The sequence below is a fragment of the Zhenhengia yiwuensis genome, assembly GCF_014384995.1.
Classification (GTDB): domain Bacteria; phylum Bacillota; class Clostridia; order Lachnospirales; family Cellulosilyticaceae; genus Zhenhengia; species Zhenhengia yiwuensis.
Genome location: NZ_JACRSY010000029.1, coordinates 1 through 26127 on the forward strand (window position 1 = coordinate 1; position 26127 = coordinate 26127).

At 36.7% G+C, this 26127-nt stretch carries 23 protein-coding genes; 11 read left to right on the plus strand and 12 right to left on the minus strand.

The genetic code is table 11. The features are described from left to right. Window positions 1-558 precede the first annotated feature (558 nt). Window positions 559-723 (plus strand): hypothetical protein, encoded by a 165-nt coding sequence (locus tag H8718_RS14950; RefSeq protein ID WP_249333509.1) that lies wholly within the window; start codon window positions 559-561, stop codon window positions 721-723. A gap of 72 nt (window positions 724-795) precedes the next feature. On the opposite strand, the gene H8718_RS21110 is transcribed toward H8718_RS14950, so the two are convergent. The 9 genes from H8718_RS21110 to ssnA all read right to left on the minus strand — a co-directional run bounded on the left by H8718_RS21110 (window position 796) and on the right by ssnA (window position 14035). Beyond that, window positions 796-942, minus strand: coding sequence for a helix-turn-helix domain-containing protein (locus H8718_RS21110; RefSeq protein ID WP_408646583.1), 147 nt, complete (start codon window positions 940-942; stop codon window positions 796-798). A gap of 56 nt (window positions 943-998) precedes the next feature. After that, window positions 999-1424: a dipicolinate synthase subunit A N-terminal domain-containing protein gene (locus H8718_RS14955; protein WP_249333510.1), complete on the minus strand. Its 426-nt coding sequence runs from the start codon at window positions 1422-1424 to the stop codon at window positions 999-1001. 674 nt (window positions 1425-2098) lie between these two features. Beyond that, complete coding sequence (gene xdhC, locus H8718_RS14960) at window positions 2099-2590, minus strand: xanthine dehydrogenase subunit XdhC (protein WP_249333511.1); 492 nt, start codon at window positions 2588-2590, stop codon at window positions 2099-2101. Next, a complete protein-coding gene (gene xdhB / locus H8718_RS14965) occupies window positions 2583-3470 on the minus strand; it encodes a xanthine dehydrogenase subunit XdhB (RefSeq protein ID WP_249333512.1) in 888 nt (295 codons plus the stop codon). Before xdhB ends, xdhC begins: the two co-directional genes overlap by 8 nt. 12 nt (window positions 3471-3482) lie before the next feature. Continuing rightward, on the minus strand, window positions 3483-5768 hold the full coding sequence (xdhA, locus tag H8718_RS14970; protein WP_249333513.1) for a xanthine dehydrogenase subunit XdhA: 2286 nt from the start codon (window positions 5766-5768) through the stop codon (window positions 3483-3485). Beyond that, window positions 5765-7132 carry an 8-oxoguanine deaminase gene (locus H8718_RS14975; RefSeq protein WP_249333514.1) on the minus strand — a complete coding sequence of 456 codons (1368 nt, stop codon included), beginning with the start codon at window positions 7130-7132 and terminating at the stop codon, window positions 5765-5767. Before H8718_RS14975 ends, xdhA begins: the two co-directional genes overlap by 4 nt. Then, window positions 7129-9696 (minus strand): selenium-dependent xanthine dehydrogenase, encoded by a 2568-nt coding sequence (gene xdh / locus H8718_RS14980; protein ID WP_249333515.1) that lies wholly within the window; start codon window positions 9694-9696, stop codon window positions 7129-7131. Before xdh ends, H8718_RS14975 begins: the two co-directional genes overlap by 4 nt. Window positions 9697-9715: 19 nt before the next feature. Further along, a complete protein-coding gene (gene ygfK, locus H8718_RS14985; protein ID WP_249333516.1) occupies window positions 9716-12697 on the minus strand; it encodes a putative selenate reductase subunit YgfK in 2982 nt (993 codons plus the stop codon). 18 nt (window positions 12698-12715) lie between these two features. Further along, window positions 12716-14035, minus strand: coding sequence for a putative aminohydrolase SsnA (gene ssnA / locus H8718_RS14990; RefSeq protein ID WP_249333517.1), 1320 nt, complete (start codon window positions 14033-14035; stop codon window positions 12716-12718). 200 nt (window positions 14036-14235) lie between these two features. Between ssnA and H8718_RS14995 the strand changes: the two genes are divergently transcribed. From H8718_RS14995 to H8718_RS15035, 9 genes are all read left to right on the plus strand, one after another. Next, a complete protein-coding gene (locus tag H8718_RS14995) occupies window positions 14236-14883 on the plus strand; it encodes a helix-turn-helix transcriptional regulator (protein ID WP_249333518.1) in 648 nt (215 codons plus the stop codon). Window positions 14884-14895: 12 nt separating this feature from the next. Continuing rightward, window positions 14896-16098, plus strand: coding sequence for a diaminopropionate ammonia-lyase (gene dpaL, locus H8718_RS15000; RefSeq protein WP_249333519.1), 1203 nt, complete (start codon window positions 14896-14898; stop codon window positions 16096-16098). Window positions 16099-16111: 13 nt separating this feature from the next. Continuing rightward, window positions 16112-17311, plus strand: a complete 1200-nt coding sequence (locus H8718_RS15005) for a YgeY family selenium metabolism-linked hydrolase (protein WP_249333520.1) — start codon at window positions 16112-16114, stop codon at window positions 17309-17311. A gap of 18 nt (window positions 17312-17329) precedes the next feature. Continuing rightward, on the plus strand, window positions 17330-18523 hold the full coding sequence (ygeW, locus tag H8718_RS15010; protein WP_177672108.1) for a knotted carbamoyltransferase YgeW: 1194 nt from the start codon (window positions 17330-17332) through the stop codon (window positions 18521-18523). Window positions 18524-18542: 19 nt separating this feature from the next. Continuing rightward, window positions 18543-19481 carry a carbamate kinase gene (gene arcC, locus H8718_RS15015; RefSeq protein WP_334299090.1) on the plus strand — a complete coding sequence of 313 codons (939 nt, stop codon included), beginning with the start codon at window positions 18543-18545 and terminating at the stop codon, window positions 19479-19481. Between the two features lie 24 nt (window positions 19482-19505). Continuing rightward, complete coding sequence (locus H8718_RS15020; RefSeq protein ID WP_177672106.1) at window positions 19506-20846, plus strand: uracil-xanthine permease family protein; 1341 nt, start codon at window positions 19506-19508, stop codon at window positions 20844-20846. A 4-nt stretch (window positions 20847-20850) separates the two neighbouring features. Continuing rightward, the gene (gene hydA / locus H8718_RS15025) at window positions 20851-22224 is read left to right on the plus strand and encodes a dihydropyrimidinase (protein ID WP_249333522.1); all 1374 of its coding nucleotides are present in this window, start codon (window positions 20851-20853) and stop codon (window positions 22222-22224) included. Window positions 22225-22348: 124 nt separating this feature from the next. After that, window positions 22349-22699, plus strand: a complete 351-nt coding sequence (locus tag H8718_RS15030; RefSeq protein WP_177672104.1) for a single-stranded DNA-binding protein — start codon at window positions 22349-22351, stop codon at window positions 22697-22699. A 77-nt stretch (window positions 22700-22776) separates the two neighbouring features. Then, entirely contained in the window at window positions 22777-23322 is a 546-nt protein-coding gene (locus tag H8718_RS15035; protein WP_249333523.1) for an NADH peroxidase, read from the plus strand. A 160-nt stretch (window positions 23323-23482) separates the two neighbouring features. Here H8718_RS15035 and H8718_RS15040 read toward each other — a convergent pair whose 3' ends face one another. The 3 genes from H8718_RS15040 to H8718_RS15050 all read right to left on the minus strand — a co-directional run bounded on the left by H8718_RS15040 (window position 23483) and on the right by H8718_RS15050 (window position 25697). Next, window positions 23483-24646: a site-specific integrase gene (locus H8718_RS15040; protein WP_249333525.1), complete on the minus strand. Its 1164-nt coding sequence runs from the start codon at window positions 24644-24646 to the stop codon at window positions 23483-23485. A gap of 122 nt (window positions 24647-24768) precedes the next feature. Continuing rightward, window positions 24769-25230, minus strand: a complete 462-nt coding sequence (locus H8718_RS15045; protein WP_249333526.1) for an ImmA/IrrE family metallo-endopeptidase — start codon at window positions 25228-25230, stop codon at window positions 24769-24771. Window positions 25231-25253: 23 nt separating this feature from the next. Beyond that, on the minus strand, window positions 25254-25697 hold the full coding sequence (locus H8718_RS15050; protein ID WP_249333527.1) for a helix-turn-helix domain-containing protein: 444 nt from the start codon (window positions 25695-25697) through the stop codon (window positions 25254-25256). Between the two features lie 183 nt (window positions 25698-25880). Between H8718_RS15050 and H8718_RS15055 the strand changes: the two genes are divergently transcribed. Continuing rightward, on the plus strand, window positions 25881-26126 hold the full coding sequence (locus tag H8718_RS15055; RefSeq protein WP_249333528.1) for a DUF739 family protein: 246 nt from the start codon (window positions 25881-25883) through the stop codon (window positions 26124-26126). The last annotated feature ends 1 nt before the right edge of the window (window position 26127 follow it).

Consider the following 26127-nt stretch of genomic DNA (forward strand, 5'->3'; position numbering starts at 1 on the left):
GAAGTTTAAATTCTTTGTCATATCTCTTAGCCATTGTTTTAGGACACCTCGTTCATTATAGTTATTTCTATTATAACTCAAATCTCCATTCTATGTGTCCAATTTTTATTCTAGCATCAATTGTTATTTTAATATCTATAATTTATTTTTAAGTTTAAACTCCTAATAAGAGAGTCAAAATTATGAGTATAGTTTTTAAGGCAGTAAATAGTTATTTCAATAAAGATATTATTTGCCTAGAGCTATGCTCTAGCTTTATTTTTTATTGACAACAGCTATTTATGAGATACTATCATCTCATAAAATCAGTGTAAGCCCTTAGCGTTCGCAAGAAATTATAAGCTATATGTGTTATAGTCGAACCAGGATAAGATTTTATTTTCTGTCAAATTATTTAAATAACAAAGACATTTAGCATTATAAAAATCAAGAATTATCTTAGAAGTAGGGTGGACTTTTTAGTTGTATACAGTTGAATAATGGATGAACTTAAGTATAATAATTATTGAGGAATAAGACAGATATTATTCTTTAATAATTATTATGGAGAGTGATGGGATGGGAAGCATACAAGAGATGGTTAAGAATGACTTAAACAGTAGTGAGCTTATTGAAAAATTTAAGCAGCTAGGTTCAGAAAAAGGATTCAAATATAGAAGTATAGAGTTTCAGGATGTAGAAATTGAAGAAGATAGAATTACTATAAAAATTAAAACGACATAAAAATATTATTTGTTAAGTAATTACATACAGCGGAAAATTATAAAGGGCAGAGCTTCGGCTCTGCCTTTTGTACTAGAGTTTTAAGCACTTCTTAAACTTCTCTAAAATAGATGCAGAAGGGATAGTTTGCCCCTGTTCGTATCTTCGTAAAGTGTTTTTAGCAATACCTACTGATTGGCAAACATATTTGCTGCTGAGCTTAAGCTCTTTTCTTCTCATGTAAATCTTATATCCAATAGAATTCTCATCATGGTTATAAAGTGTATTCTTATAGGTTAAGGTATGTGATGTAGTGCCATATGCATTTTTGTATCCATTGCATTAAGAATAGCTACTTCATCCATTTCCATTAAATCAATATAGTGAAGATTATATTTTTCAAAAAGTTTTTTCATATCTTCTTTGATAACAGAAAGACATAAGTAAGCATGGCTTACATTTTCAATGAACATTTCTATAGAGATACTTGTATTACCAAGTGGGGTAAATAGATTTTTTCCATCGCGTGTAAAAGGAATAGGACCTACTACATATTGACATACTTTTAAGTCTTCAAGAGAAGTAGCAATATGTGCGCCTTTGGGGATATCTGGATGCGTAATACCAAATACCCAGGTATCAAAGCCTTTATCACATAAAATCTTACACAGTCTTACAAAACGTAAATCACCACCAACAACGGCAACTGAAATATTATTCAAAGCTTTCTCCTCCTAGCCTATATAAATGTCAGTACTATAAATTATGAAGGACTAAAGAGGAAAGTGCATGTATAAAAGGAAATGCTTATAAAAGAAGGAAATAGGCTATAAAAAACTCTAGAAAGAGATGATAGAAGTCTTTCTAGAGTAGAAGGGAAAAAAGAGGTTATTTAAGAGTATTATAATCTGTAAGAATTTGTTCAAGCATGTTATCTCATTTGAAGTAAATTGGCAAAACATTAAAATTAGATGGAGGATTATTTTGTTCTGCATAATTAAGTAAGAAAGCAGTCATATATTTAAATAAGTCCATAGAAGATACTAAGGTTTTAACGCGAGAAGACTTAATAAGATTACAAGAATAATTTCCTTCCAGTACATTTAAAGAATCTGCAAGTTAATCGATATTTTTCCTTGCAAAATTAAGAACTTGTATAATTTGACTTGAAGATTTACCTTCAACCTTATTGGTATACAGTGTTTGAGCAATGGAATCTAGTTGCTTTTAATATATCTTATACTGGTTGATAATAGGCATCAAGGGACTGGATGCTCGAAGGAGAGCTGTTTGAAGCATAAGGCGTAAGAGCTGGCTTCATACAAGATAAAAGCAAAAGGTTAAATAGCATAAATACAAAAAAGAGGCTCAAATAGAGCCTCTTTTAATAGGGAGGTTAGTACTCATTGCCTACAAACTTATGGGCTTCTTCTACAATACGTTCCATGGCATTTAAAATATTGTGATACCCTGTGCAGCGGCAAAGATGACCTGAAATAAGTTTTCTCAGTTCATCTCGAGAATAGTGTTTCCCACTTCCCACGATTTCAACCGCAGTTATAATGAGTCCAGGGGTACAAAAACCACATTGTACAGCTGCTTCATCCACAAAGGCTTGCTGAATAGGTGTTAAAAGGGAAGTATGCTGCTGAAGGCCTTCTACAGTAATAATTTTTTTACCATCTGCCCATAATGCAAGATAAATACAAGAATCGATAGCTTCATCATCAACAAGAACTGTACAGGCGCCACATTCACCTACTTCACAGCCTTTTTTAACACTAGTTAAGCCGAGTCTATGCCGAAGCATATCGGCTAGAGATTCTCGTATATCAACTGGAATTTCTTCTTCTTTACCGTTTACTATACAATGAATAACTTTAATCATCTAAATGCCCTCCTCCTAATAAAATAGCCTGTTTAAGTGCACGTTTACTCAGTTCTTTAACAAGCTGAAGACGGAAATCACGAGAAGCACGCCAAGATGTTCTAGGATTAACTTCAGTAAGAGCTACTTCACTAAAAGTCTTAAAGAGAGAAGGAGAAATTGTTTGACCTATAACAGCAGCTTCGGCTTTGTTACAGCGCATAGGCGTTGGACCTGCCACACCAAAGGCAAGACGAACATCTTCTAATTGATCTAAGGAAGCATTTAGTTTACAGTTAACTGCACAGCCTAATGTAGCAATATCCATAGCTTCTCGCATAGCATATTTAATATAATGACCATGGAATCCTTCATAATTTTCTTTTGTAATACATATGCCTGTAAGCAGTTCACCTTGTTGTAAATGGACACGTCCAGGGCCTTTATAAAAGGCTGTAATAGGTATATTTCTTATGCCAGTGGGCCCTGTAATTTCTAAAAGGGCATTATAGGTAAAAAGAGTAGATGCACTGTCGGCACTGGTTACACCATTACATATATTACCGCCAATGGTCCCCATATTGCGAATCTGAGGACCACCTACTTGGTCGACTGCCTCACCTAGCATAGGAAGGTACGTCTTAATAAGAGGGTGATAAGTAATGTGAGAAAAAGTGGTGAGCGGCCTAATCATAATATTTCCTTGTTCATCTCGTGTAATGCCTTTTAAACTATTTATATGATGTAAGCTGATAAAAGATTTTCCAGCTAATTTACCTTCCCTAATTTTAATCAGTATATCTGTCCCACCTGCAAGTGGTATAGCAGATGGATTTTCTACTAAAGCCTTTATAGCATCTTGTATATCTACGGCTTCATAAATATTTTCAATATCATACATAGCATTTCCCCCTTAAATTAAGCCGTTTTCTTTAAATTTTTCAATTATTTTATGTGGTGTAATAGGCAAACTGTTAAAAGCAATACCTGTTGCTTGAAGCAAAGCGTTTCTTATAGCAGGTGCAACAGGAATAGCAGGTGGTTCGCCTAAGGATTTATTGCCATAAGGTCCACTTGGGTCCACAGTTTCTACGAAGTCTACAGCAAGGTCTGGTGTATCCATGCTCGTAGGAAGCTTGTAATCTAGTAAATTAGGATTAAGTGGCTTACCTTTGGCATCAAAGAGTAACTGTTCACTTAAAGCATAACCTAGTCCCATACTCATACTACCATGGACCTGGGCTTTTGCAAGCTGAGGATTAATGAGTACACCACTATCATGAACATTAATGATATCGAGTATTTTGATACGTCCAAGAGCAAGATCTACTTCGATTTCAGCAAAGCAAACACCAAAGGAAATGGTGTTATTTTTACACTGTACACTACTTTCAGCAGTAATATGAGAAGCATAATCTAAGTTATAAAAAGCTTCGAGTGCTAGAGCTGGCAAAGTGATTAGACAGTCTTTGGTAACAGAATTAATGATCTCATTATTTTGGATATCTAAAGTAGATTCAGGAACTTTTAAAAGATAAGCAGCATAAGAGAGAAGGCGTTCTTTAAAGAGTGCTGCTGTCTTTTTCACGGCCATTCCACTGACATAAGTTTGTCTAGAAGCATAAGCACCTGTATCAAATGGACTAATATCTGTATCTTGTGTAGAAACAATATGAATTTGATCTAAAGTAAAGCCAATTGTCTCGGCGGCCATTTGACTAAAAACAGTATCTGCACCTTGCCCAATTTCTGTAGCACCCATTTGAAGTTGTGCTGAGCCATCTTGATTTAGAACAAGACGTGCACTGGCCGTTTCAAGAGAAATAGGATAAACCCCTGTCTTATAGCTGAAAATACCCATTCCAACCCCTTTGCGGATAGGACCTGTTTGATCCTGATAAGCCGGATATTTTTCATGCCAGTGGATATACTCCATCCCTTTTTCTACGCATTCTTTAAGACCTGAGGAGTAGCAGGTGATACCTAAAAATGGATCTTTATAACCTAGCTGCATAGCGTTTTGCATACGAAAAGCAATAGGGTCTAAATGAAGGGCCTCGGCGATATCCTGCATATGAGATTCACAGGCGAAAGTAACTTGAGGAATGCCATAACCACGCATAGCACCACCACAAGGCAGATTCGTGAAGACAGTATAAGCATCAGCTTTTACAGCTTTTTCTTGCTGATAAATATGCCTGAATCCTGTTATAGCATTGGAAACAATAGCGTGACCATGAGAAGCATAAGCACCTTGATTAGCTAATGCTTCAATTTTACGTGTTACAATACGCCCATCAGCTCGTACGCCTGTTTTAAGCTTAATTTGAACGCTATGACGTGTACGGGTACAGGTAAAAACTTCTTCGCGGCTTAGTTCAAGTTTGACACATTTACCACCTACTTGCTTACTTAAAAAGGCATTAAGGGGTTCATAGAGTACATCTTGTTTATTGCCAAATCCGCCTCCAATATAAGGTTTAATAACACGTACTTGACCAAAAGGTACACCTAAGGCCTGTGCAATGACACGCCTCATAATATGAGGAATTTGAGTAGAAGAAACAACTATCATACGATGATTGTCTTCATAGGCGAAAGAAACAGCAGGTTCAATATGACAATGCTGAACCATTTGGGTATCGTATTCACCCTCAAACCATATAAGATCGGGGTCTTTAATTGCTTCTTCATAATGACCTATTTCAAAATCAGAATGACACAAAATATTGTCTGGATAATTTTCATGAATAGGAGGAGCAGAAGTAGCATGCATAGCCTCATTAGGTGTAAGAAGAGGTGTAAAGGCTTCGTACTCAACTTTAATGAGACGTAGCGCACGGGAAGCTGCCACTTCATCTTCAGCAACAACAGCAGCAATATCGTCACCATAATAACGTATATGTGTATTAAGCAAACGCCTATCTGCTACATCCTGATGACTAGAATCTGTAGACCAAGGATGCCCCGCCGTTGGAAAGGTATGAGAAGGTACATCAAAACAAGTTACAATTTTGACAACCCCTTTTACTTTTAAAGCTTCTTCTATCTCAATGGATTTGACATAACCACTTGCAATGGTGCTATGTAGGACTTTAGCCACTAAAGCAGTACGTGGACATAAATCATCTGTATATTTTGCACGTCCTGTTACTTTTTCATAAGCATCCACACGTTTTACACTTTCACCAACACTCATTTTATCCCTCCCTTTTTGAGTAGCTGACTAACTTCCATACGTGCCATACTACTGATTTTTTCTTCATCTATACCTAAAAGTTTTCCGTTTTGAGAGACTATTTTACCTGCAATGATTGTATAATCTACAGGTTGTTTAAGACCTACCGTAGCTAGTGCAGACTGTGGGTCATAAGTAGCCCCAACAAGTTCAAGCTTTTCATAATCAACCATGAAAAGGTCACAGGCCTTGTAAGGTGCTAAAGTGCCAATATCCATGCGTCCTAGTAGCCCTGCACTACCTTTAGTAGCCATTTTTAAGAGTTCATAGCCTGTTGGTGCCTCATAGCTTGAATGAAGACGATGTAGCAAGTAAGCCATACGTAACTCTTCAAGTAAATTAGAGCCGTCATTGCTCGCACTACCATCTACAGCAAGCCCTACAGGTACCCCAAGTTTAAGCATTTCTGGAATACGTGCAATACCTGAGGAAAGCTTCATATTAGAAATAGGGCAATGGGCCACACCTGTTTGTGTTTGAGCTAGTATATGGAGTTCTTCATCATTAAAATGAATACCATGTGCAAACCATACATCCTGCCCAATCCAGCCTAGACTCGCCATGTATTCTAATGGACGCATACCTGTTCTTTCTAAAGTAAAGCGTTCTTCATCTAAAGTTTCTGCTAAATGAGTATGTAATCTAACGCCAAGTTTTCTAGCAAGTTTGGCAGAATCACGTAGAAGTTCTTTTGTTACACTAAAAGGCGAGCAAGGTGCAAAAACTATTTGGTGCATAGCATAAGGGGAAGGATCATGATACTTTTTAACAAGTCTTTCGCAATCAGCTAAAATCTCATCTACTGTTTGAACCACACTATCAGGTGGAAGACCACCATCTTTTTGACTAAGAGACATGCTACCACGAGAAGCATGCATGCGTATACCTAGAGTATCTGCAGCTTCAAATTGTTTATCAATAAAGTTATGGCTCACGGAATGAGGGAATACATAATGATGGTCAAAACAAGTCGTACACCCATTTTTAATCAGCTCCCCCATGCCCACTAGGCTACTTAAATAAATAGCATCAGGGGTAAGTTCTTTCCAAATTTCATAGAGGGTTCTAAGCCAGTCAAAGAGTTCTAGATTTTGAACTTGAGGTAAATTCCTTGTAAAAGCTTGATAAAGGTGATGATGTGTATTAATAAGACCTGGGTAAACAAAATAATGACTACCATCAATCACTTGATCGGCCTCAAAAGATTGAGGGCCGATAGAGTGAATGACACCATTTTCTGCATAAAGGTTAACATGATGATAGATAGTATCTTGATCATCGCAACTTATAAGGGTATGAATGTTTTTAATTAGTAAACGACTCATTTATTTTTTCTCCTTTCCTTAGAATAAGGAGTATGGATAAGAGGGAGGCTAGTTCGGAATTCGCCATCATATTGCCAGTAAGCTAGTGCTACAGCAGGAGCTGTAGGAATAGAGCAGATTTCTCCAATACCTTTAGCTCCATAAGCAAGATCAGAGTGATTCTTTTCTATAATAATGGTTTCAATTTCAGGAACATCTGGTGCTTTAAATAAGCCAAGTGTACCAAACTTAGCAGTAGGCATGCAGTCTGTAAGCGGATAATTTTCTGTAAGCGCATAGCCTAGACTCATAGTGACACCACCTTCTATTTGACCTTCTACATTTTTAGGGTTAATAGCACGGCCTACATCATGAGCAGCAATGACTTTTTCAATCTTACCTGCTTCATTTAGGATGATAAGGTGAGTAGCATAGCCATAGGCAATATGGCTCACAGGGTTTTCTTTAGGAGAACCCATTTTATCTGTAATACCCACATATTCACCGTCATACTCCTTGCCATTTAGGGCATCTAAAGAAACGGCCTGTAAATCTTTAGCAAGCTTTAGTGCAGCAAGATGGGCCGCTTCACCGGTAAAAAGTGTCTGGCGAGAAGCTGTTGTATTACCGGCATTAGGGGCAAGTTTAGTATCTGGGGCTTCATGGATGATATCACTTGGTTTAAGATGAGTCGTTTCACATATAATCTGAGTCATAACGGTTCCAAGCCCCTGTCCAATACAGGCAGCACTTGTACGAATATGCACTTTACCATCTATAATCACCAGTTTACAACGTCCGGTATCTGGAATACCCACACCCAGGCCAGCATTTTTAATGGCACAGGCAATACCTACATAAGGATGGGCATCATAATAAGGTTTCACGGCTTCAAGTGTTTCGACGAGGGCTGTATCATCACTTGCAATCTGGCCATTTGGCAATACCTGGCCAGGACGTATAGCATTACGCAGACGTATTTCATAAGGAGAGATGCCAACCATTTCTGCTAAGAGGTTAAGATTAGATTCCATAGCAAAACAGCTTTGTGTAACACCAAATCCTCTAAAGGCACCTGCAGGAGGATTATTGGTATAGACAGCTTTGCCTAAAATATCAATATCTTGATAACTGTAAGGACCAGCTGCATGGGTACAAGCACGCTGCAGAACGGGACCGCCAAGAGAAGCATAAGCGCCTGTATCTGAAATAATCGTGGCTTTTAGTGCAAGGAGATACCCATTTTCATCACAAGCTGTTGTAAAATCCATTTCCATGGCATGGCGTTTAGGATGGACAATAAGACTTTCTTTTCGGGATAAGGATACTTTTACAGGGCATTTAAGGAGATAGGCAAGGAGAGCTGCATGATGTTGCACACTCATATCTTCTTTACCACCAAAACCACCTCCGACAGTTTTAGCAATGACTCTAACTTGCTCTGGCTCAAGTCCTAGCATAGCAGCACATTCTGTACGGGTTTGATAAATACCTTGATCTGCAGAGTAAATGAGGATACCATCTTCATTTGGCAAGGCAATAGCGGATTCGGGTTCTAAAAAAGCATGTTCTGTAAAAGGCGTACTATAGTGACGCGTTACAACATATTTAGCTTGTTTAATTTTTTCATCTGCTTGACCTCTTACAAGATGTTCAATTTGAAGGACATTGCCGTTTTCATGGATGAGCGGTGCATCATTTTTTAAAGCTTCTATAGGACTTGTAATAGGTGCTAGTGGTGTATAGTCTACCTGAATAAGCTTCTTCGCAGATTCTACAATCTCTGGTGAACGTGCAGCGATAAGTGCAATAGCATCCCCCAAGTACCTCGTTGTACCACCTTCCTCAATGAGTACATCCCAGTCCTTTTTGAGATGGCCTATTTTATGTGCCCCAGGAATATCTTTAGATGTAATAATACCGAGTACACCATCAAGCTTTAATGCTTCATCAGTAGAAATATGATTCACAATAGCGCGTGGATAGGCACTTCTTAAAGCAGATCCGTAAATCATGCCGTCTATGCGCATATCATCTACATATTCGGACTGCCCAAGAACTTTTTTCATAGCATCAATACGTCCGAGGGGATCACCTACTTGACCAGATGAAGTAGCAGAAGGAAGTGGTATGTGATTCCTTAAAAGTGAGGCAGCTAGTAAGATAGCTTTTTCGATTTTTTTATAGCCAGTACAACGGCAAATATTGTTTTTAATAGCTTCTTTAACTTGTTCAGGTGTAGGGTCTAGAACTTGGTCTAAAAGTCCTTTGGCGCTTATAACCATGCCAGGAATACAGAAGCCGCATTGTACGGCTCCTGCTTCACAAAAGGCATAGGCATACACGTCTTTCTCACGTTGAGTTAACCCTTCTACAGTTATAATATGTTTTCCATCTAATCTGTCAGTCTGAGGAATACAAGCTTTAGTGGCTTTGCCATTAATGAGTACTATACAAGTGCCACAGGCTCCTTCAGAGCAACCATTCTTAACAGAGACAAGATTTAGGTCTTCACGCAAAAAGGTAAGAAGTTTTTGATTACGACGGGGTGTAACTTGCTCGCCGTTAACAAAGAATGTAGACATGTGTACCTCCTATTTAGATTTAAATAAGATAAGCATACTCATTAAAGAGTGCTAAAATGAAAGGCTTAAGTGTAAAGCGATCATCTAGTTCATGAGCATGTAAAATGCTTATTTTTTTATCTATACGTAACTTAATAGCTTTTGTAGTAAAATCCGCAACAAATAGGCCTGAATTTGTACTACTGTTAAATGCTTCTAATGTATGGAATAGGGTAAATTTATCTCGGTATGGTGCACTATTGTAAGGACAGAAAATCGTACAGTTACCACATTCATTACACATACAATCAATGTGAAGAATTTGTTTTTTGCCTTCTACATCTAATGTCACATTAGCACGATTTGGACAGACATCTACGCAGCATTCACAGATTTTATCGCATTCTAAGCAGCGAATAGATTCATCCTCTACTGAACCATTAGTTTTTAATATACCTTTCTTGCTATAGACTTCATCCGTTCTAAGCGAGTGAGTAGAAGTTGGTATAGAAGAAAATATTAAGTTTTCACGTTTTAAAATAGTTTTAGCAGCAAGGGTTGCATCATGAATAGCAGATACAACTGTAGAAGGTCCACTACGTGCATCGCCTATAACAAAGGTGTTAGACAGTAGCTCTGTGGTGAAAGGGTCATGAATTATAAAGCCTTTAGTATCAATAGGAAGTCCATTCATTTTAAAGAAATCTGTATCCACTTTTTCGCCTACGGCACTAATGAGTGTATCAATAGGAAGATTTACTTTTTCTTCAGTTGGAATAGGCTGTAGTCTGCCAGAGGCATCAGGATGACCTAAGTTCATTTTGATGCAGGTGAGCATACCTTCCTTAAATTGCTGTGGGCTAAGTAATTCTTTAAACAATACGCCGTCTTTAAGTGCCAGTTCAAGTTCTTCTGTGTCAGCAGGCATATAACGTTTTGTCCTTCTATAAACTAAGTACACATTCTCTACACCAGGTACACGCTTAGCAGCTCTAGCAGCATCCATAGCTGTATTACCACCGCCTATAATAGCAACATTCTTTCCCAGGTTAAGAACGCTAGGGTCTGATTTAAATTGTTCTAAGAAATGGATGACATTAAGTGGTACATCACCTTCTAAATTGAGATGTCCTGGTTGCCATGCACCTGTTGCAATAAGTATATATTGGAAACCTTCTGATTTAAGTGCGTCAAGAGAGGTAATTTCACGACCAAGTTCAAATTTAACCCCGTACTGGCAAATAAGGCGAATATCTTTATAAAGTGCCTGATTAGCTATTCTAAAATCTGGAATAACAAAACGTACAATACCACCAAGTGCCTTACGTTTTTCAAATACTGTAACATCCATACCACTACGTGCTAAGAAGTAAGCAGCTGCAAGCCCAGCAGGACCACTTCCAATAATAGCTACTTTATGAGGGCTTTGAATAGAAGGAGGAGTAAGAGTCTCTAGAAGGGCATCAAAACCTTGAGTCGCTGCTTCTAGCTTTACCTGACGAATAGAGATTTCCTCTTCATAAAAGTTACGTCTACATTTAGTAGTACAAGTATGATTGCAGATAGTACCTGTCACAAAAGGTAGTGGATTTTTTAAAGTAATCACTTTAAGAGCTTCTAAATATTGTCCTTCACCTACAAGACGTATATATTCAGGAATGTCTTGCTCAATAGGGCAACCTTTTTGACAGGGGGCAAAAGTACAGTTTAGCAGTGGAACAGAACTTTCTATTTTACGAGCAGGCAAAGGTTTAATGGCTTTCGTATAGTGTGTATCTGTATAAGTTGTCTGTAAGAAGGTGTAGAGTCTAGAAAGAGCTATAGGTTTATGAGGCACCTCTTTAGAAGTATTAAGAAGAGAGGCAATTTGATAAAATCGGTTATAGCCACCAGGTTTAAGCAGTGTAGTTGCAAAGGTGATAGGATAAATACCCAGTTCAAATAGCCCTTTAATATTGTAGGCATCTACACCACCAGAGAAAGAAATATTAAGGTTACCTTTAAAAGTATGAGCAAGTTTGTAAGCAAGTGAAAGAGTCAGTGGGAAAAGTGCACGTCCAGACATATACATCTCTTTACCAGGAAGTTCAGAACGTGTGATTTGAACAGGGAATGTATTTGTCAATTTAACACCAAAGGTAAGTGACAGTTTATTCGAAAGGGCGATTAATCTTTCAAGCATAGGAACAGCCTGATCAAACTGAAGATCATGTTCAAAATGATGAGTATCAAAAACAAGATAGTCGTAGCCCATTTGATTAAGAATGGTGCGTGTGAAATCATAGCCTAGAAGTGTAGGATTGCATTTAATATAAGTATGCAGTCCTTTTTCTTTTAAAAGATAAGTAGCAATGCGTTCAATTTCATCAGGTGGACAGCCATGTAGTGTAGAAAGGGTAACAGAAGAGGAAATATGAGAAGAGATGCCTAAAAGATAGGTTTCATCAATACATTGAAATGCTTGAAGATGAGACTTAGCCCACTCTATACAGGCATGCCATATAGGCGTAGAAGAAGCATCTTTAAGCCCTTCAATAAAGGTATTAATTTTAGTAGAACGAATCCCTTCTAAGTCATAGCCTACACTCATGTTGAAAATAAAGCCGTTAGGGTCACCTAAGTCAAATTCTTTACTCATAAGTTTTAAAGCAAACCAAGCTTTAATATATTCTTCTAAAGCCTCAGGTACAGTAAGCTCAGTAGACCATTCTACATTGTAGCACTCATCCTCTGCCCTTATGCAGGGCTTATCAACAGGTAAGTCTTCTCCATCTAAAGTCTGTACAGTTTTGAGCTCAAAGAATCTAGCACCAGCTAGATAGGCAGCAATAATATTTTGAGCAAGCTGTGTATGGGGGCCAGCAGCAGGTCCGCAAGGTATTTCAAGTTTTTCGTTAAATAAATTTAAATATTTATGAGATGTTGTTTTAAAAATCTGTTTAATACCAAAGACATGTTCTTTTTCTATTAGAATCCATTCCATTAACTTGGGAAAAGGAATAGGTGTCATACGATCATTCATTTTATTAACTCCCCTCTTTTAAACACGATTCCAAAGTGCCTGCGCGAGCTGGCGAGATTTAGCCATAAGACGCTCCTCATCGGCTATAAGAATTTGCCTATCCTTCATAAGGACTTTGCCATTTGCTATAGTTGTCGTTACAAACCTGCCATTTAATCCAAATAAAAGATGTCCGTTTAAGGTATGCGTATTAAGTGGTGTTTGAGGGATATAGTCAGCTACAATCACATCAGCTGCATAGCCAGGTTTTAAGACACCTACAGATTTTGTAAAGAAACGGCTAACTATTTTAGGGTTGTATTCAAAGAGCATGGTGGGAATCTCCTCCCAAGCTACAGCTGGATTACATGTATGGTGTTTTTGAAGGATATTTGCTACTTTTAAAGATTCAAATAGATCATTGGTATAACCGTCTGTACCAAGTCCTATTAAAATGCCTCTTTTAAAAAGTTCTAATACAGGTGGCGCCCCTACAGCATTACCCATATTACTTTCTGGATTATGGACCACTACAGTATCTGTTTCTTTAAGAAGGTCCATTTCATCTGGAGTAATATGAATACAATGTCCGGCAATCGTATGAGGACCTAATATATCTTGGTCAAACAGACGATGAAGTACACGTTTACCATATTTTTTAAGGCTATCATAGACATCCTCTATACCTTCAGCTACATGAATGTGGTAACCACTACCTTTTGGAAGGTGGCTACGACAGTAGTCGAGGGTAGCATCTGAAAGTGTAAAGGAGGCATGAAGCCCCATCAATCCTTTTTGCATAGGATGGTTTTGAGAAGCTTTTATAAAAGCTTCATTCTCTTTAACAGCTCGTTTCATTTTATCCTGTCCATCACGGTCAGAAACTTCATAGCAAAGACATGTACGTAGGCCTAATTCATTAGCCACATCAGAAATAGCAAATAGACTATCTGTAATTTCACCATAGCTTGCATGATGGTCAAAGATAGTTGTCACACCATTTTTAATACAATCTAGATAAGTCCAATAAGCGCTATATCTAGTATCTTCTAAAGTTAAGTGGCGGTCCAGTTTCCACCAGGTGTGCTCTAAAATATCTAGGAAGTTACGAGGTGGTGGACCACCTAAGGAAGCACCTCGTGCAAAAGCACTATAAATATGATTATGCGTATTAATAAGCCCTGGCATAATGAGCCCCTTTTTAGCATCGATAAAAGTAGCAGAAGGGTGCTGCGTCTTAAGGTGCGCTGTAGGACCTATAGCCATAATGGTATCTTTTTCTATGGCAACACAGCCATCTTGTAAAAACGGTTGTTTTTCATCTCTTGAAACTAAATAACCATTTCCAATGAGTAACATTTCCTACCCCTCTCTTGAAAATTAGAAAAACATTTAAGTCTCTGTTTATGTTTATGATGGAATGAGACAGAACTGAACCATATACCAAAATTTTTTAGCATACCTAAAATTTTTTTATAAAAAGTGTATATAATTTTTCTATTCTGAAAAAGTGCGCATATACTCTTATTAGAAGTTCACTGAAATGGGGAGAAAGGTTGATGCAAAATAAGATACCTATAGAATTTATAAGCAGGTTAGCAGAAGCGCTAGGTAAACAATTTGGGTTAGAGTGTGAAGTAACTATACATGATTTGACACTTGATGATAAAGAACATACTATTGTACAAATTGAAAATGGTCATGTTACACATCGTCAAGTAGGAGATGGTGCTTCTGAAGTGGTGCTTGAAACGCTAAGACATCATAAGGGAGAGGACCAGATTGGTTATTGTGTTAGTACAGAAGATGGGAGATTGTTACGATCTAGTACCATATACATTAAGAATGAAAAAGGCGAGGTTGAGGGTATTTTCTCTATTAACTATGATATAACAAAGCTCATGCTAGCTGAAAATGTACTGAGTCAGTTAATTAGGGATACGAAGCAGCTTTCTGCCCCTGCAGCTAAAATTACCACGAAAGTTGAGGACTTACTAGAAGATCTTATAGAAAGAGCCACCCAGCTTATAGGAAAACCCGTCGCACTTATGAATAAAGAAGATAAAATAAGAGCCATACAATTTTTAGAAGAAGCAGGAGCTTTTTTAATTACTAAATCAGGTGATAAGGTATCTGAGTACTTCGGTATTTCAAAATACACACTTTATAATTATATGGAAAAGAAAGCAACTAAAAATGGCAAGTAGGAGGATCTTTTAATGGAACAAATTAAATGGATAGAGAACAAGATGGTACATACAAATGGTGATCATCTTTCTATTATGTCTGTAGATGAGGTACAAAAAGCAAAACATTTTCATGAGAGTTTTCCAATGTATAATGAAACACCTTTAGTAGCCCTTAATCATCTTGCAGACTTTTACCATTTAGGAGGCATTTATGTTAAAGACGAATCGTATCGTTTTGGATTAAATGCTTTTAAAGTTTTAGGTGGCTCCTTTGCAATGGCTAAACATATTGCTAAACAGCTTGGAAAAGATGTGGGTGAATTAGATTATCAAACCTTTACTTCAAAAGATCTTAAGAAGCAGCTTGGAGAAGTTACTTTCTTTACAGCAACAGATGGTAATCATGGAAGAGGGGTAGCTTGGGCTGCACGTCAACTGGGTCAAAAAGCTGTAGTTTATATGCCTAAAGGTACTCAGCAAATTAGACTTGAGAATATCCAAAAAGAGGGTGCTACAGCAACTATTGAAGAGGTTAACTATGATGAATGTGTACGTCTTGCAAGTGCCCATGCTAATCGCACACCAGGTGGTGTAATGGTTCAAGATACAGCTTGGGAAGGCTATGAGGAGATTCCGGCATGGATTATGCAAGGCTATGGCACAATGGCTATGGAAGCAGCTAGCCAGCTGGGAAAGAAGCCTACTCATATTTTTGTGCAAGCAGGAGTAGGTTCATTAGCAGGAGCAGTTCAAGGCTATTTTTCTAATCTTTACCCAAATGAAGAAATTACAACGGTTATTGTTGAATCTTCTAAGGCAGACTGCCTTTATAAATCTGCAAAGGCGGGAGATGGCAATATACGTATAGTAACAGGAGATATGCCAACGATTATGGCAGGGCTTGCATGTGGAGAACCGAATACCATTTCCTGGGAAATTCTAAAAAATAATAGTAGTTTCTTTGTATCTTGCCCTGATTGGGTAGCTGCAAAAGGCATGTGTATGTTAGGGGCTCCTTTAAAAGATGATACAAGAGTTATATCAGGTGAATCAGGTGCAGTGAGTATGGGACTTCTAGCAAGTATTATGGAAATAGAAGAGATGAAATCACTTAAACAAGCCCTTAATTTAGACGAACATTCTGTTATCTTAATGTTTTCAACAGAGGGGGATACAGATCCCGAGCATTATAGAGATGTTGTTTGGAATCATAAAATGAAATTATCATTTTAAGGGGGAAATAAAGATGGGTTTTATGGAAGTAAAGGAAGCTGCAAAAAATTATGAAGGTGCTATGACAAAATTTTTAAGAGATTTGATTGCTATTCCAGGAGAAAGTTGTAGGGAAGAAGGCGTTATAAAGCGTATTACAAAGGAAATGATAGAACTGGGATTTGATAGGGTAGATATTGACCCTATGGGTAATGTGTTAGGCTATATAGGAAAAGGTGAGAAGTTAATTGCTTATGATGCACATATTGACACTGTTGGTATTGGAGAAAGAAGTAACTGGACTTTTGATCCTTATGAAGGATATGAAACAGAAGAAGAAATTGGAGGGCGTGGTGCATCTGACCAATTAGGTGGTATTGTCTCAGCCGTTTACGGTGCAAAAATTATGAAAGATTTAGGACTTCTCCCAGAGCAATATAGCATACTTGTAACAGGAACAGTACAAGAGGAAGACTGTGATGGGCTATGCTGGCAGTACATTATTCAAGAAAGTCAGATTAAACCCGAATTTGTAGTGATTACAGAGCCTACTGATGGTAATATCTATAGAGGTCAAAGAGGTCGTATGGAAATTCGTGTAGAAGTAAAAGGTATTTCTTGTCACGGTTCCGCACCAGAAAGAGGAGATAATGCTATTTATAAAATGGCAGAAATTATTAATGAGGTAAGAGCACTGAATGATAAGTTACATGTAGATCCATTCTTAGGTAAAGGTACCTTAACTGTTTCTCAATCTTTTTATAATTCTCCATCACGTTGTGCAGTAGCAGATATGAGTGCTATTTCTATAGATAGAAGGCTAACAGCAGGAGAAACTTATGAAATGGCACTAGAGGAGATTCGTAAGCTTCCTTCCGTTCAAAAATATCAAGCAGAAGTCACTATGTATAAATATGACAGGCCGAGTTGGACAGAGCTTATTTATCCAACAGATTGCTATTTCCCAGCCTGGGTCCTTCCCGAGGAGCACCCAGCGGCGCAGGCAGCAGTAGCTTCTTATAAAGGTATGTATGGAGAGCCTTTAGTAGATAAATGGACATTCTCTACAAATGGTGTTTCTATAATGGGACGCTTTGGTATTCCTTGTATTGGATTTGGTCCAGGAAAAGAATGTGAAGCTCATGCACCAAATGAAAAAACATGGAAAGCTGACCTTGTAAAATGTGCAGCAGTCTATGCAATGATGCCAACGCTTTACTACCAAAATCTTTAAATAAAAAGGAGAGAAAACATGAATACATTTGAAGCTGTACTTAAAAAATTAGAACAGTTACATTTTAGAAATATGTATCAAAATGATTTCTTTTTAACTTGGGAAAAAAGCTTTGAAGAATTAGAAGCTGTTTTTACAGTAGCAGACAGCTTACGTTATTTAAGAAGTCAAAATATCTCTACACGCCTGTTTGATAGCGGACTAGGTATTTCATTATTTAGAGATAATTCAACACGTACACGTTTTAGTTTTGCCTCTGCTTGTAACCTATTAGGGCTTGAAGTACAGGATTTAGATGAAGGTAAATCCCAGATTGCACATGGTGAAACAGTACGTGAAACAGCTAATATGATTTCTTTTATGGCAGATGTTATAGGTATTCGTGATGATATGTACATTGGTAAGGGTAATGCCTATATGCATGAAGTAGCTGATGCTGTTGAAGAAGGATTTAGAAAAGGTGTTCTAGAACAACGCCCAACGCTTGTAAACCTACAATGTGATATTGATCATCCTACACAGGCTATGGCAGACATGCTTCATATTATTCATGAATTTGGTGGCATTGAAAACTTAAAAGGTAAAAAGATTGCCATGACATGGGCGTATTCTCCTTCTTATGGTAAGCCATTATCTGTACCACAAGGTATTATAGGGCTTATGACACGTATGGGTATGGATGTAGTGCTTGCTCATCCAGAGGGTTATGAGATCATGAGTGACGTAGAGGAGTTAGCTAAAAAACAGGCTAAAGAGTCAGGTGGTTCTTTTACTAAGACCCATTCTATGGCAGAAGCTTTTAAAGATGCAGATATTGTTTATCCAAAGAGCTGGGCACCTTACCAGGCTATGGAAGTACGTACAGACTTATATGGTAAAGGTGATATGGAAGGCATTTATAAGCTTGAGCAAGAGCTCCTTATGCAAAATGCACAGCATAAGGATTGGGAATGTACAGAAGAGCTTATGGCAACTACAAAGAATGGCAAAGCACTTTATATGCATTGCTTACCGGCTGATATCTCAGGTGTAAGTTGCAAAGAAGGAGAAGTAGCTGCAAGTGTCTTTGATCGTTATCGTGATGAACTTTATAAAGAAGCATCTTTTAAGCCTTATATTATTGCAGCCATGATTTTTCTTGCCAAAGTAGGGGATCCAGTAGCTGTACTTAGAAAACTTGAAAAAGAAAGAAAAGACCGTTTGTATAAATAGAAAGCTTTGTTAGGGAGGGATGCATATGGCAAAAAGAATCGTTATTGCCTTAGGGGGAAATGCTTTAGGTAACAATTTAGCAGAGCAGATGATAGCTGTTAAGCATACAGCAAAAGCCATTGCAGACTTAGTAGAGGAGGGCTATGAGATTATTTTATCTCATGGCAATGGTCCACAAGTTGGAATGATTAATCTAGCAATGGGAGAAGTGCATAAATCTAATCCAGATACTTGCGTGATTCCTATGTCTGTTTGTGTAGCTATGAGTCAAGGTTATATTGGTTATGATCTTCAAAATGCTGTAAGAGAAGAGTTACTTAATAGAGGTATACAAAAATCAGTTGTTACACTTATTACACAAGTAGAAGTAGATGAAAAAGACCCAGCCTTCTTACATCCTACTAAGCCTATTGGTAGATTTATGACCAAGGAAGAAGCAGATCTTTTGGTGAAAAAAGGATACAGTGTGATGGAAGATGTAGGTAGAGGTTATAGAAGAGTGATTGCTTCTCCTAAACCTATACGTATTGTAGAAATAGAAACAGTTAAGGCACTAGCAGATGCAGGGCAAGTTGTTATTGCATCAGGAGGTGGGGGTATACCTGTAGTAGCACATGGTAATCATTTATCCGGTGTAGGCGCTGTCATTGATAAAGATTTTGCAAGCTGTGAAATGGCTAAAGCTGTTCATGCAGATTGCCTTATTATTTTAACAGCAGTGGAGAAAGTAGCTGTTAACTTTGGGAAATCTAATGAAAAATGGCTTGATACACTCTCAGTAGCTGAGGCTGAAAAGTACATTGCAGAAAACCAGTTCGCTCCTGGATCTATGCTACCTAAGGTAGAGGCAGCTACTAATTTTGCAAGATCAAAGGAAGGAAGATATACACTTATTACTTTACTTGAAAAAGCAAAAGCAGGCATAAGAGGAGAAACTGGAACAAGGATTAAACTTTAGAGGCTTAGCCTGGGGAGGGGAAGTATGCACTTAAAACGTAGTAGTGATCAAGAACTTATTTACCAGTTAGATGGAAGACCAAGTTTAGGGGTAGCTGTGCCACTAGGACTTCAGCATGTTCTGGCCATGTTTACGGGTAACTTAGCACCTATTTTAATTGTCGCAGGCATTGCTGGGGTTCCTATGGAGGAACGTGTACTGATGATTCAATGTGCTATGCTAGTATCTGGACTTACCACATTTGTTCAACTTTATCCTATTAAATTTGGAAATAAGTTTCAAATTGGAGCAGGCCTTCCTATTGTAATGGGAACAGCATTTGCTTTTGTACCAACCTTATCTACCATTGCAGCAGCTTATGGATTGCCGGCTGTTTTTGGTGGTATTTTGGTAGGTGCCATTGTTGAGATTATTATGGGTTTACTTATTAAACCTTCACAAAAAATTATTTCTCCTGTTGTGATTGGTGCAGTATTGGTAACTATTGGTATTAAATTATTAGGTATTGGTGCAAATTATTTTGCAGGTGGGGTAGGCGCAGCAGATTTCGGTTCATGGGAAAATCTATTTCTTGGATCTACTGTATTTTTAGCCATTATACTTCTTCAACACTTTGCAAAAGGTATGCTGAAAGTAGTTGCTATTTTAATTGGGCTGGTTGTAGGCTTTATTATGGCTATACTTATGGGAAAAGTAGATTTTACACCTGTTTTAAATGCTAATTGGTTTATGCTACCCATGCCTTTACATTTCAAGCCTGAATTTAGGATAGATGCCATTGTTGCTTTTGCTGCTGTTTATATTGTATCAGGACTCGAAACATTAGGTAATACAAGTGGTATTACAATGGCTGCTTTTAATAGAGAAGCAACAGCCTCAGAAAATTCAGGAGCACTTTTAGCAGATGCGATTGGTTCACAGTTAGCAGGACTTTTTAATTGTATGCCTAATACAGCTTTTGGGCAAAATGCAGGGATTATTGCGATGACAAAAGTAGTTAACAAATTCTGTATTGCTACAGGGGCAGCTGTTCTGGTCTTAGCAAGTGTTATGCCTAAAGTAGGTGCTATTTTTGCAGCACTTCCTTCTAGTGTGCTAGGAGGTGCTGTTATAACGGTATTTGGTATGATTTTAGTAAATGGCTTTAAAATGATTGCACAAGCTGGTTTTTCTGAGGGGAATGTAAAAGTGCTTTCTATTACTTTTGCAGTAGGGTATGGTTTGACAGCTGTGACAGAAATTATTGGTAAATTCCCAACATTTTTACAGTTTGTATTTGGTGATGCAGTAGCAAGTGTATGTATTGTAGGAATGGTTACAAATATTGCCTTCAATCTAATAGGAAAGAAAAAACAAACGAGGTGATGCTATGTCTTACTTGATTAAAGGCGGTATTATCGCAGAGCAAAACCGATATACACCTGTAGATATACTTGTTGAAGGAAACGTTATAAAAAAAATAGGTAAGATTGATAAGGCAGACCACATACTTGATGCAAGTGGCATGATTCTGTTTCCAGGCTTTATAGATGCACATACGCATTTAGATATGGATACTGGAATGGCCCATACAGCTGATGACTTTGAATCGGGCACAAAAGCAGCACTCATACAAGGGACAACAAGCATTATAGACTTTGCTACCCAAAATAAAGGTGAAACCCTTATAAATGCTTTAGAAAATTGGCGTCATAAAACAGATGAAAAGTGCAGTTGTGACTATGGTTTTCATATGGCTATTACAGAGTGGAATAATGAAATAAAAAGTGAGCTACTTACTATGCGAGAATCAGGCATTACATCTTTTAAACTGTATATGGCGTATGATGCTTTAAGATTAGATGATGGGGCTATTTATGAAATTCTAAAGAGTGCTAAAAACTTAGGAGGATTAGTGGGCGTACATTGTGAAAATGGAGATCTCATTAAGGCATATACAAAAATGCTACTTGAGCAAGAGCAAAGGACCCCTTCAGCACATCCCTTATCTAGGCCAGATATGATAGAAGCTGAAGCAATCAGTCGATTTTTAGATATTGCTTATATGGTAGATGTTCCAGTGCATATTGTACATTTGAGTACACAAAAAGGATTGGAATGTATAAGAAGAGCTAGAAAAAGGGGGCAAAGAGTTTATGTAGAAACATGTCCACAGTATCTACTTTTAGATGAAAAACTGTATCACTTAAAGCAGTTTGAAAGCGCCAAGTATGTATTATCACCACCTCTTAGAAGTAAACAAGATCAAGAAGCCTTATGGGAAGGTATTCAAGAAGGAGAAATCCAGACAATCAGTACAGATCATTGTGCTTTTAACTTTGAAAGTCAGAAAAAATTAGGGATTGATGATTTCACTCAAATTCCAAATGGTATACCTGGGATTGAACATAGGCCACAACTTATTTATAGCTATGGTGTAACAAAAGGACGTTTAAGTTTGCAGGAAATGGCACATTTACTCAGTACGCATGCAGCACAACTTTTTGGCATGTATCCTCAAAAAGGTACTTTAGCTGTAGGTAGCGATGCAGATATTGTTGTATGGAATCCGGGTTATAGGGGGGGGATTTCTGCTAAAACGCAGTTACAGCATGTAGATTATACACCATATGAAGGATTTAAAGTTATTGGCCGAGCCGAACACGTCTTCTTAAGAGGTATGCACGTGGTAGAAGAAGGTAGAATAGTTGAGGAAAAGAAAGGTCGCTATATTTTCAGAAAACCACCTTTAAATATGAAATAAAGCATAAGCAGCTGTTGAAAAAGAACACAGCTGCTTATTTTTTAGAAAATATAAAAAAATAGCAGGTAGCTGTATAAAATCAAGGGGTTAGGCCATACTTTAGAAAAAATATAAGGAGGTTAGTATGAATCAAGTTACTTTATTAGGCAATTTAACAAAGGATCCTGAACTAAAAAAATCTAAGGATACAGATGTTTCTTACACACAGTTTACTCTAGCAGTACATGAACGTACGAGTAGAAAAGAGAAGAAAACGTATTTTATCGAGGTTGTAGCTTTTCATAAGCAGGCTGTTTTAATTACTCGTAGTGTTACAAAAGGTCAACAGATCTTAGTGCAAGGCAAAATCGTAACAGATTCCTATATAAATAAAGAAGGTGAAAAGGTTTATACAACAAAAGTAGTACTAGAAGATTTTTCTCTTACAGGACGTAAGCCAGTACAGAAAGAAGCAAGTGAAGAAGCTGTTTCATAACTTTTTTAGAAGAGTATAAAGTAGAAGTTGCAGGAAATACTAACGGTAGTAAGCATTATTAAAAAGGAGATGAACAAATGAAAAAGTACGTATGTGTCATTTGTGGTTATATTCATGAAGGTGACATGCCACCGGATGAATGTCCAATTTGTAAAGCACCTGCTAGTAAATTTAACCTAATGGATGATCAGCTCACATGGGCAGATGAACATCGTATTGGCGTAGCAGATGGTGTAGATCCAGAAGTTATTGAAGCCTTAAGAGCTAATTTCTTAGGTGAATGTAGTGAAGTAGGAATGTACTTAGCTATGAGTCGTCAAGCAGATAGAGAAGGCTACCCAGAGGTGGCAGAAGCTTATAAGCGTATTGCTTATGAGGAAGCAGACCATGCAGCTAAATTTGCAGAACTTTTAGGTGAAGTTGTTAAAGCAGATACCAAAGCAAACTTGCAAGTACGTGTAGATGCAGAGTTTGGTGCATGTGAGGGTAAGAAGAAACTTGCTACACTTGCTAAACAGCAAAACTTAGATGCTATTCATGATACCGTGCATGAAATGGCTAAAGATGAAGCAAGACATGGATGTGCTTTTAAAGGGTTACTAGATAGATATTTTAATAAATAATAATATAATAGTATTTTAATATTTTCAACGGTTATAAAGATGTATTATATACATATATCTTTATTTACCAGTATACGAAAAAATATGTTTTGTAAATGTTTAGTGGGCAAATATGTGGGCGTGTGCAAAAAATATTACTTTATACTTGTCCACTGCCCACTTAATCCAATGAGAAGTTAAGTATTTCAACAGCTTGCTCATCCATACCTCTAGTGATATGTGTATATAACCTTAAGGTGAATTCAAGCTTTGAGTGCCCCAACCTTTCAGAGATATATTTAGGGTTAAGTCCTTTTTCTAACAATAGTGTAGCATGTGTATGTCTTAAATTATGCATTTTAAAATGAATATTTAAATCTGATTTACTTACGGCTGAAATAAATTTACAACTATCAGTTGTAAGCATTTGTCCATCATCTTTGCAGTTTACAAAGTCATAAACTGTGAGTAATTCTTCAATCTTTGAAGTTTTATCTAGTATTTTATTAGATTTATATAAATTACCAAAGAATTCTCTATCAAAATCTTGTTTGTTTTTGAGGTTAATGAGGTACTTTTTTAATTCACCATCAAAATAAATTTTTCTGTAGCTATTAGGTGTTTTAAGTGTAGTAAAACACCATTTTTTATTTTGTTTTTGTAACTGTTTATTTATGTGTACAACGTTATTTTCAAAATCAATATCTTGCCAACGTAAGGCATATATTTCACCAATTCTTAACCCAAGTTTTAAAGCAAGCATAAAAGCGTGAGCATTATTTGTGTGCTCTATTCTGTGCCAAATTTGTTTTATCTCATCCATTGTATATATTTTTATTTCTGATGTAGATCTATAAGCTTTAGGTGGCTTTATTACCTCTACAACATTTTCAAGCACATATTTATTCTTGAGGCCATATTTCCAAAGCACAAGTAAGAAGTTATATATACTTTTAACATAATCATTGCTTAAGCCATCATCTATTAATTTGCTTGTTATAAACTTTTGGAGGTCGTTAGCTGCGATATTACTCATTATAATATCACCAAATACATTAACATGATTATTATATAGGCTTTGATAGCGTACAATAGTTGCATGTTTTCGTGTGATAGGTGCTTCATATAATATAAATTCTTCAAAAACTTCGTTAAGTGTTATTTTTTTGCTTTCTTTTAACTCACCCTTCTGTATTATTTCAGCTATAGCAAGTTGCATAGCCTGTTTAGCTTCTTTTTGTGATTTGAAACCACCTTTTTCTTTTTGTTTACGTTTCCCATTAATGGTGCCTAAATCTATACGATAAGACCAAGTGCTACCTCGTTGTTTTACGGAACCATTCATTATATCACCTCTTCTAATTTAATTTGTAAAATAGAAGTGTATAAGATATACTTGGTTTGGTAGAGGTATATTTTATACACTGTTTATATAAAAGCTTAGTGCTGCAGCACTAGGCTTTTTTGTTATTCAAAAGTTTTTATGAGAGCCAATGGCTCAAATAGCAGTATATATTCTTTAATCTTTACATAATTACCGTATTTTTCTTGATAATATTTAAGTGCTTCCATTAGGTAGTCTTCAGGAACATCTAAATACTCTGCTAATTCGGTTCTATTTGTGCAAGGATGATCTATAGCTTCTAGAAGAAGTGTTAAAGGAACAGCTTTTTGATATCCCCATGCACGAGCTCTTCGTTCTTGTTTTCTATTCTCAACTTTAGATTGGTCAGTAATATCACCTACAGTAGTAAAATAATGACCTAATTCTTCGGCTAATATACATTTTTTGTCTATAGAAGTAGATAGCCTTTTACTTATTCCAATTTTATTTCCTTTACAAAGCCCATCAACTTGTGATTTAAAGTATTTTTCTGTTACATCAACTCCATTCTTCTGTGCATAATCTAGTAATCTTTCGTAACTCAAAAGAAAATCCTCCTAAGTAAATCTTATAATTCGTCTAAGTCTTGTCTGATTAAATCTAGGTCATCTTCATTATCAGAATGTGCTGCCATAGGCATTAAATGATCATTAGTACAACGATTATATTCCATATCTAATATAGTAGATACTGTATGCTGTCCTTTCTCATCTAATGCCCTATATTTATCAAGTAGTTCCTTTTCTTTTGGCTTTATGATAGAGGGGGCTGAAGTTTTGTTATAAGAGCTAGTAATTCTGCTCATTTCAACATCATATCCCATAAGCCATGCTTCATTAACATTTAATGCTTTTGCCATTAAATAAATTTTATCTTGTTTTGGGATAACTTTACCTGATAGATACTGGCTTATGGCTGATTTACCTATATTAGTTTTTTCAGATAACTCCATTTGTTTCATAGAACGGATATTGAGAGCTTTTCTTAATCTTAAAGCTGTTGTTTCTTCCATTTTGAATAACCTCCATGTAGTATTAATGCTAGTATAACTTGTTTTGAATTGAAGTTCAATACTTTGAACTTAAAAGTTTAAAAAATTGAATTTTAGTATTGACATTAATTTTCTTTAGTGGTAATATCGAATTAGTTCAAAAAATTGAACTTTAAATTCAACGGTAGAAGAAAGGAGAATGTTATGGCTTTTGATTATAGCAAGTTAAGAGGTAAGATAGTCGAAAAATATGGAACACAATGCTTATTTGCTAAGGCTTTAGGGGGATCTGAGAGAACACTCTCATTAAAATTGAATGGAAGAATTTACTTCACACAAATTGAAATAAAAAGGATACTAGAATTATTAGATGTGGATAGTAATTGTGTAAATACATATTTTTTTACAGAAAAAGTTCAAAAAGTTAAACAATCATTGAGAGGAGCATAAC

Coding starts and splice junctions, on each gene's coding strand:
- ssnA (WP_249333517.1), bottom strand. CDS start 14,035: ATGTTACTCATTGGAAATGGTTATTTAGTTTCAAGAGATGAAAAACAA.
- ygfK (WP_249333516.1), bottom strand. CDS start 12,697: ATGAATGATCGTATGACACCTATTCCTTTTCCCAAGTTAATGGAATGG.
- H8718_RS15055 (WP_249333528.1), top strand. CDS start 25,881: ATGGCTTTTGATTATAGCAAGTTAAGAGGTAAGATAGTCGAAAAATAT.
- ygeW (WP_177672108.1), top strand. CDS start 17,330: ATGAATACATTTGAAGCTGTACTTAAAAAATTAGAACAGTTACATTTT.
- H8718_RS21110 (WP_408646583.1), bottom strand. CDS start 942: ATGAGAAGAAAAGAGCTTAAGCTCAGCAGCAAATATGTTTGCCAATCA.
- H8718_RS15040 (WP_249333525.1), bottom strand. CDS start 24,646: ATGAATGGTTCCGTAAAACAACGAGGTAGCACTTGGTCTTATCGTATA.
- arcC (WP_334299090.1), top strand. CDS start 18,543: ATGCATATGGCAAAAAGAATCGTTATTGCCTTAGGGGGAAATGCTTTA.
- H8718_RS14950 (WP_249333509.1), top strand. CDS start 559: ATGGGAAGCATACAAGAGATGGTTAAGAATGACTTAAACAGTAGTGAG.
- H8718_RS15035 (WP_249333523.1), top strand. CDS start 22,777: ATGAAAAAGTACGTATGTGTCATTTGTGGTTATATTCATGAAGGTGAC.
- dpaL (WP_249333519.1), top strand. CDS start 14,896: ATGGAACAAATTAAATGGATAGAGAACAAGATGGTACATACAAATGGT.
- hydA (WP_249333522.1), top strand. CDS start 20,851: ATGTCTTACTTGATTAAAGGCGGTATTATCGCAGAGCAAAACCGATAT.
- H8718_RS14995 (WP_249333518.1), top strand. CDS start 14,236: ATGCAAAATAAGATACCTATAGAATTTATAAGCAGGTTAGCAGAAGCG.
- xdhC (WP_249333511.1), bottom strand. CDS start 2,590: ATGATTAAAGTTATTCATTGTATAGTAAACGGTAAAGAAGAAGAAATT.
- H8718_RS15020 (WP_177672106.1), top strand. CDS start 19,506: ATGCACTTAAAACGTAGTAGTGATCAAGAACTTATTTACCAGTTAGAT.
- xdhA (WP_249333513.1), bottom strand. CDS start 5,768: ATGAGTGTTGGTGAAAGTGTAAAACGTGTGGATGCTTATGAAAAAGTA.
- xdh (WP_249333515.1), bottom strand. CDS start 9,696: ATGTCTACATTCTTTGTTAACGGCGAGCAAGTTACACCCCGTCGTAAT.
- H8718_RS15050 (WP_249333527.1), bottom strand. CDS start 25,697: ATGGAAGAAACAACAGCTTTAAGATTAAGAAAAGCTCTCAATATCCGT.
- H8718_RS15030 (WP_177672104.1), top strand. CDS start 22,349: ATGAATCAAGTTACTTTATTAGGCAATTTAACAAAGGATCCTGAACTA.
- H8718_RS15005 (WP_249333520.1), top strand. CDS start 16,112: ATGGGTTTTATGGAAGTAAAGGAAGCTGCAAAAAATTATGAAGGTGCT.
- H8718_RS14975 (WP_249333514.1), bottom strand. CDS start 7,132: ATGAGTCGTTTACTAATTAAAAACATTCATACCCTTATAAGTTGCGAT.
- xdhB (WP_249333512.1), bottom strand. CDS start 3,470: ATGTATGATATTGAAAATATTTATGAAGCCGTAGATATACAAGATGCT.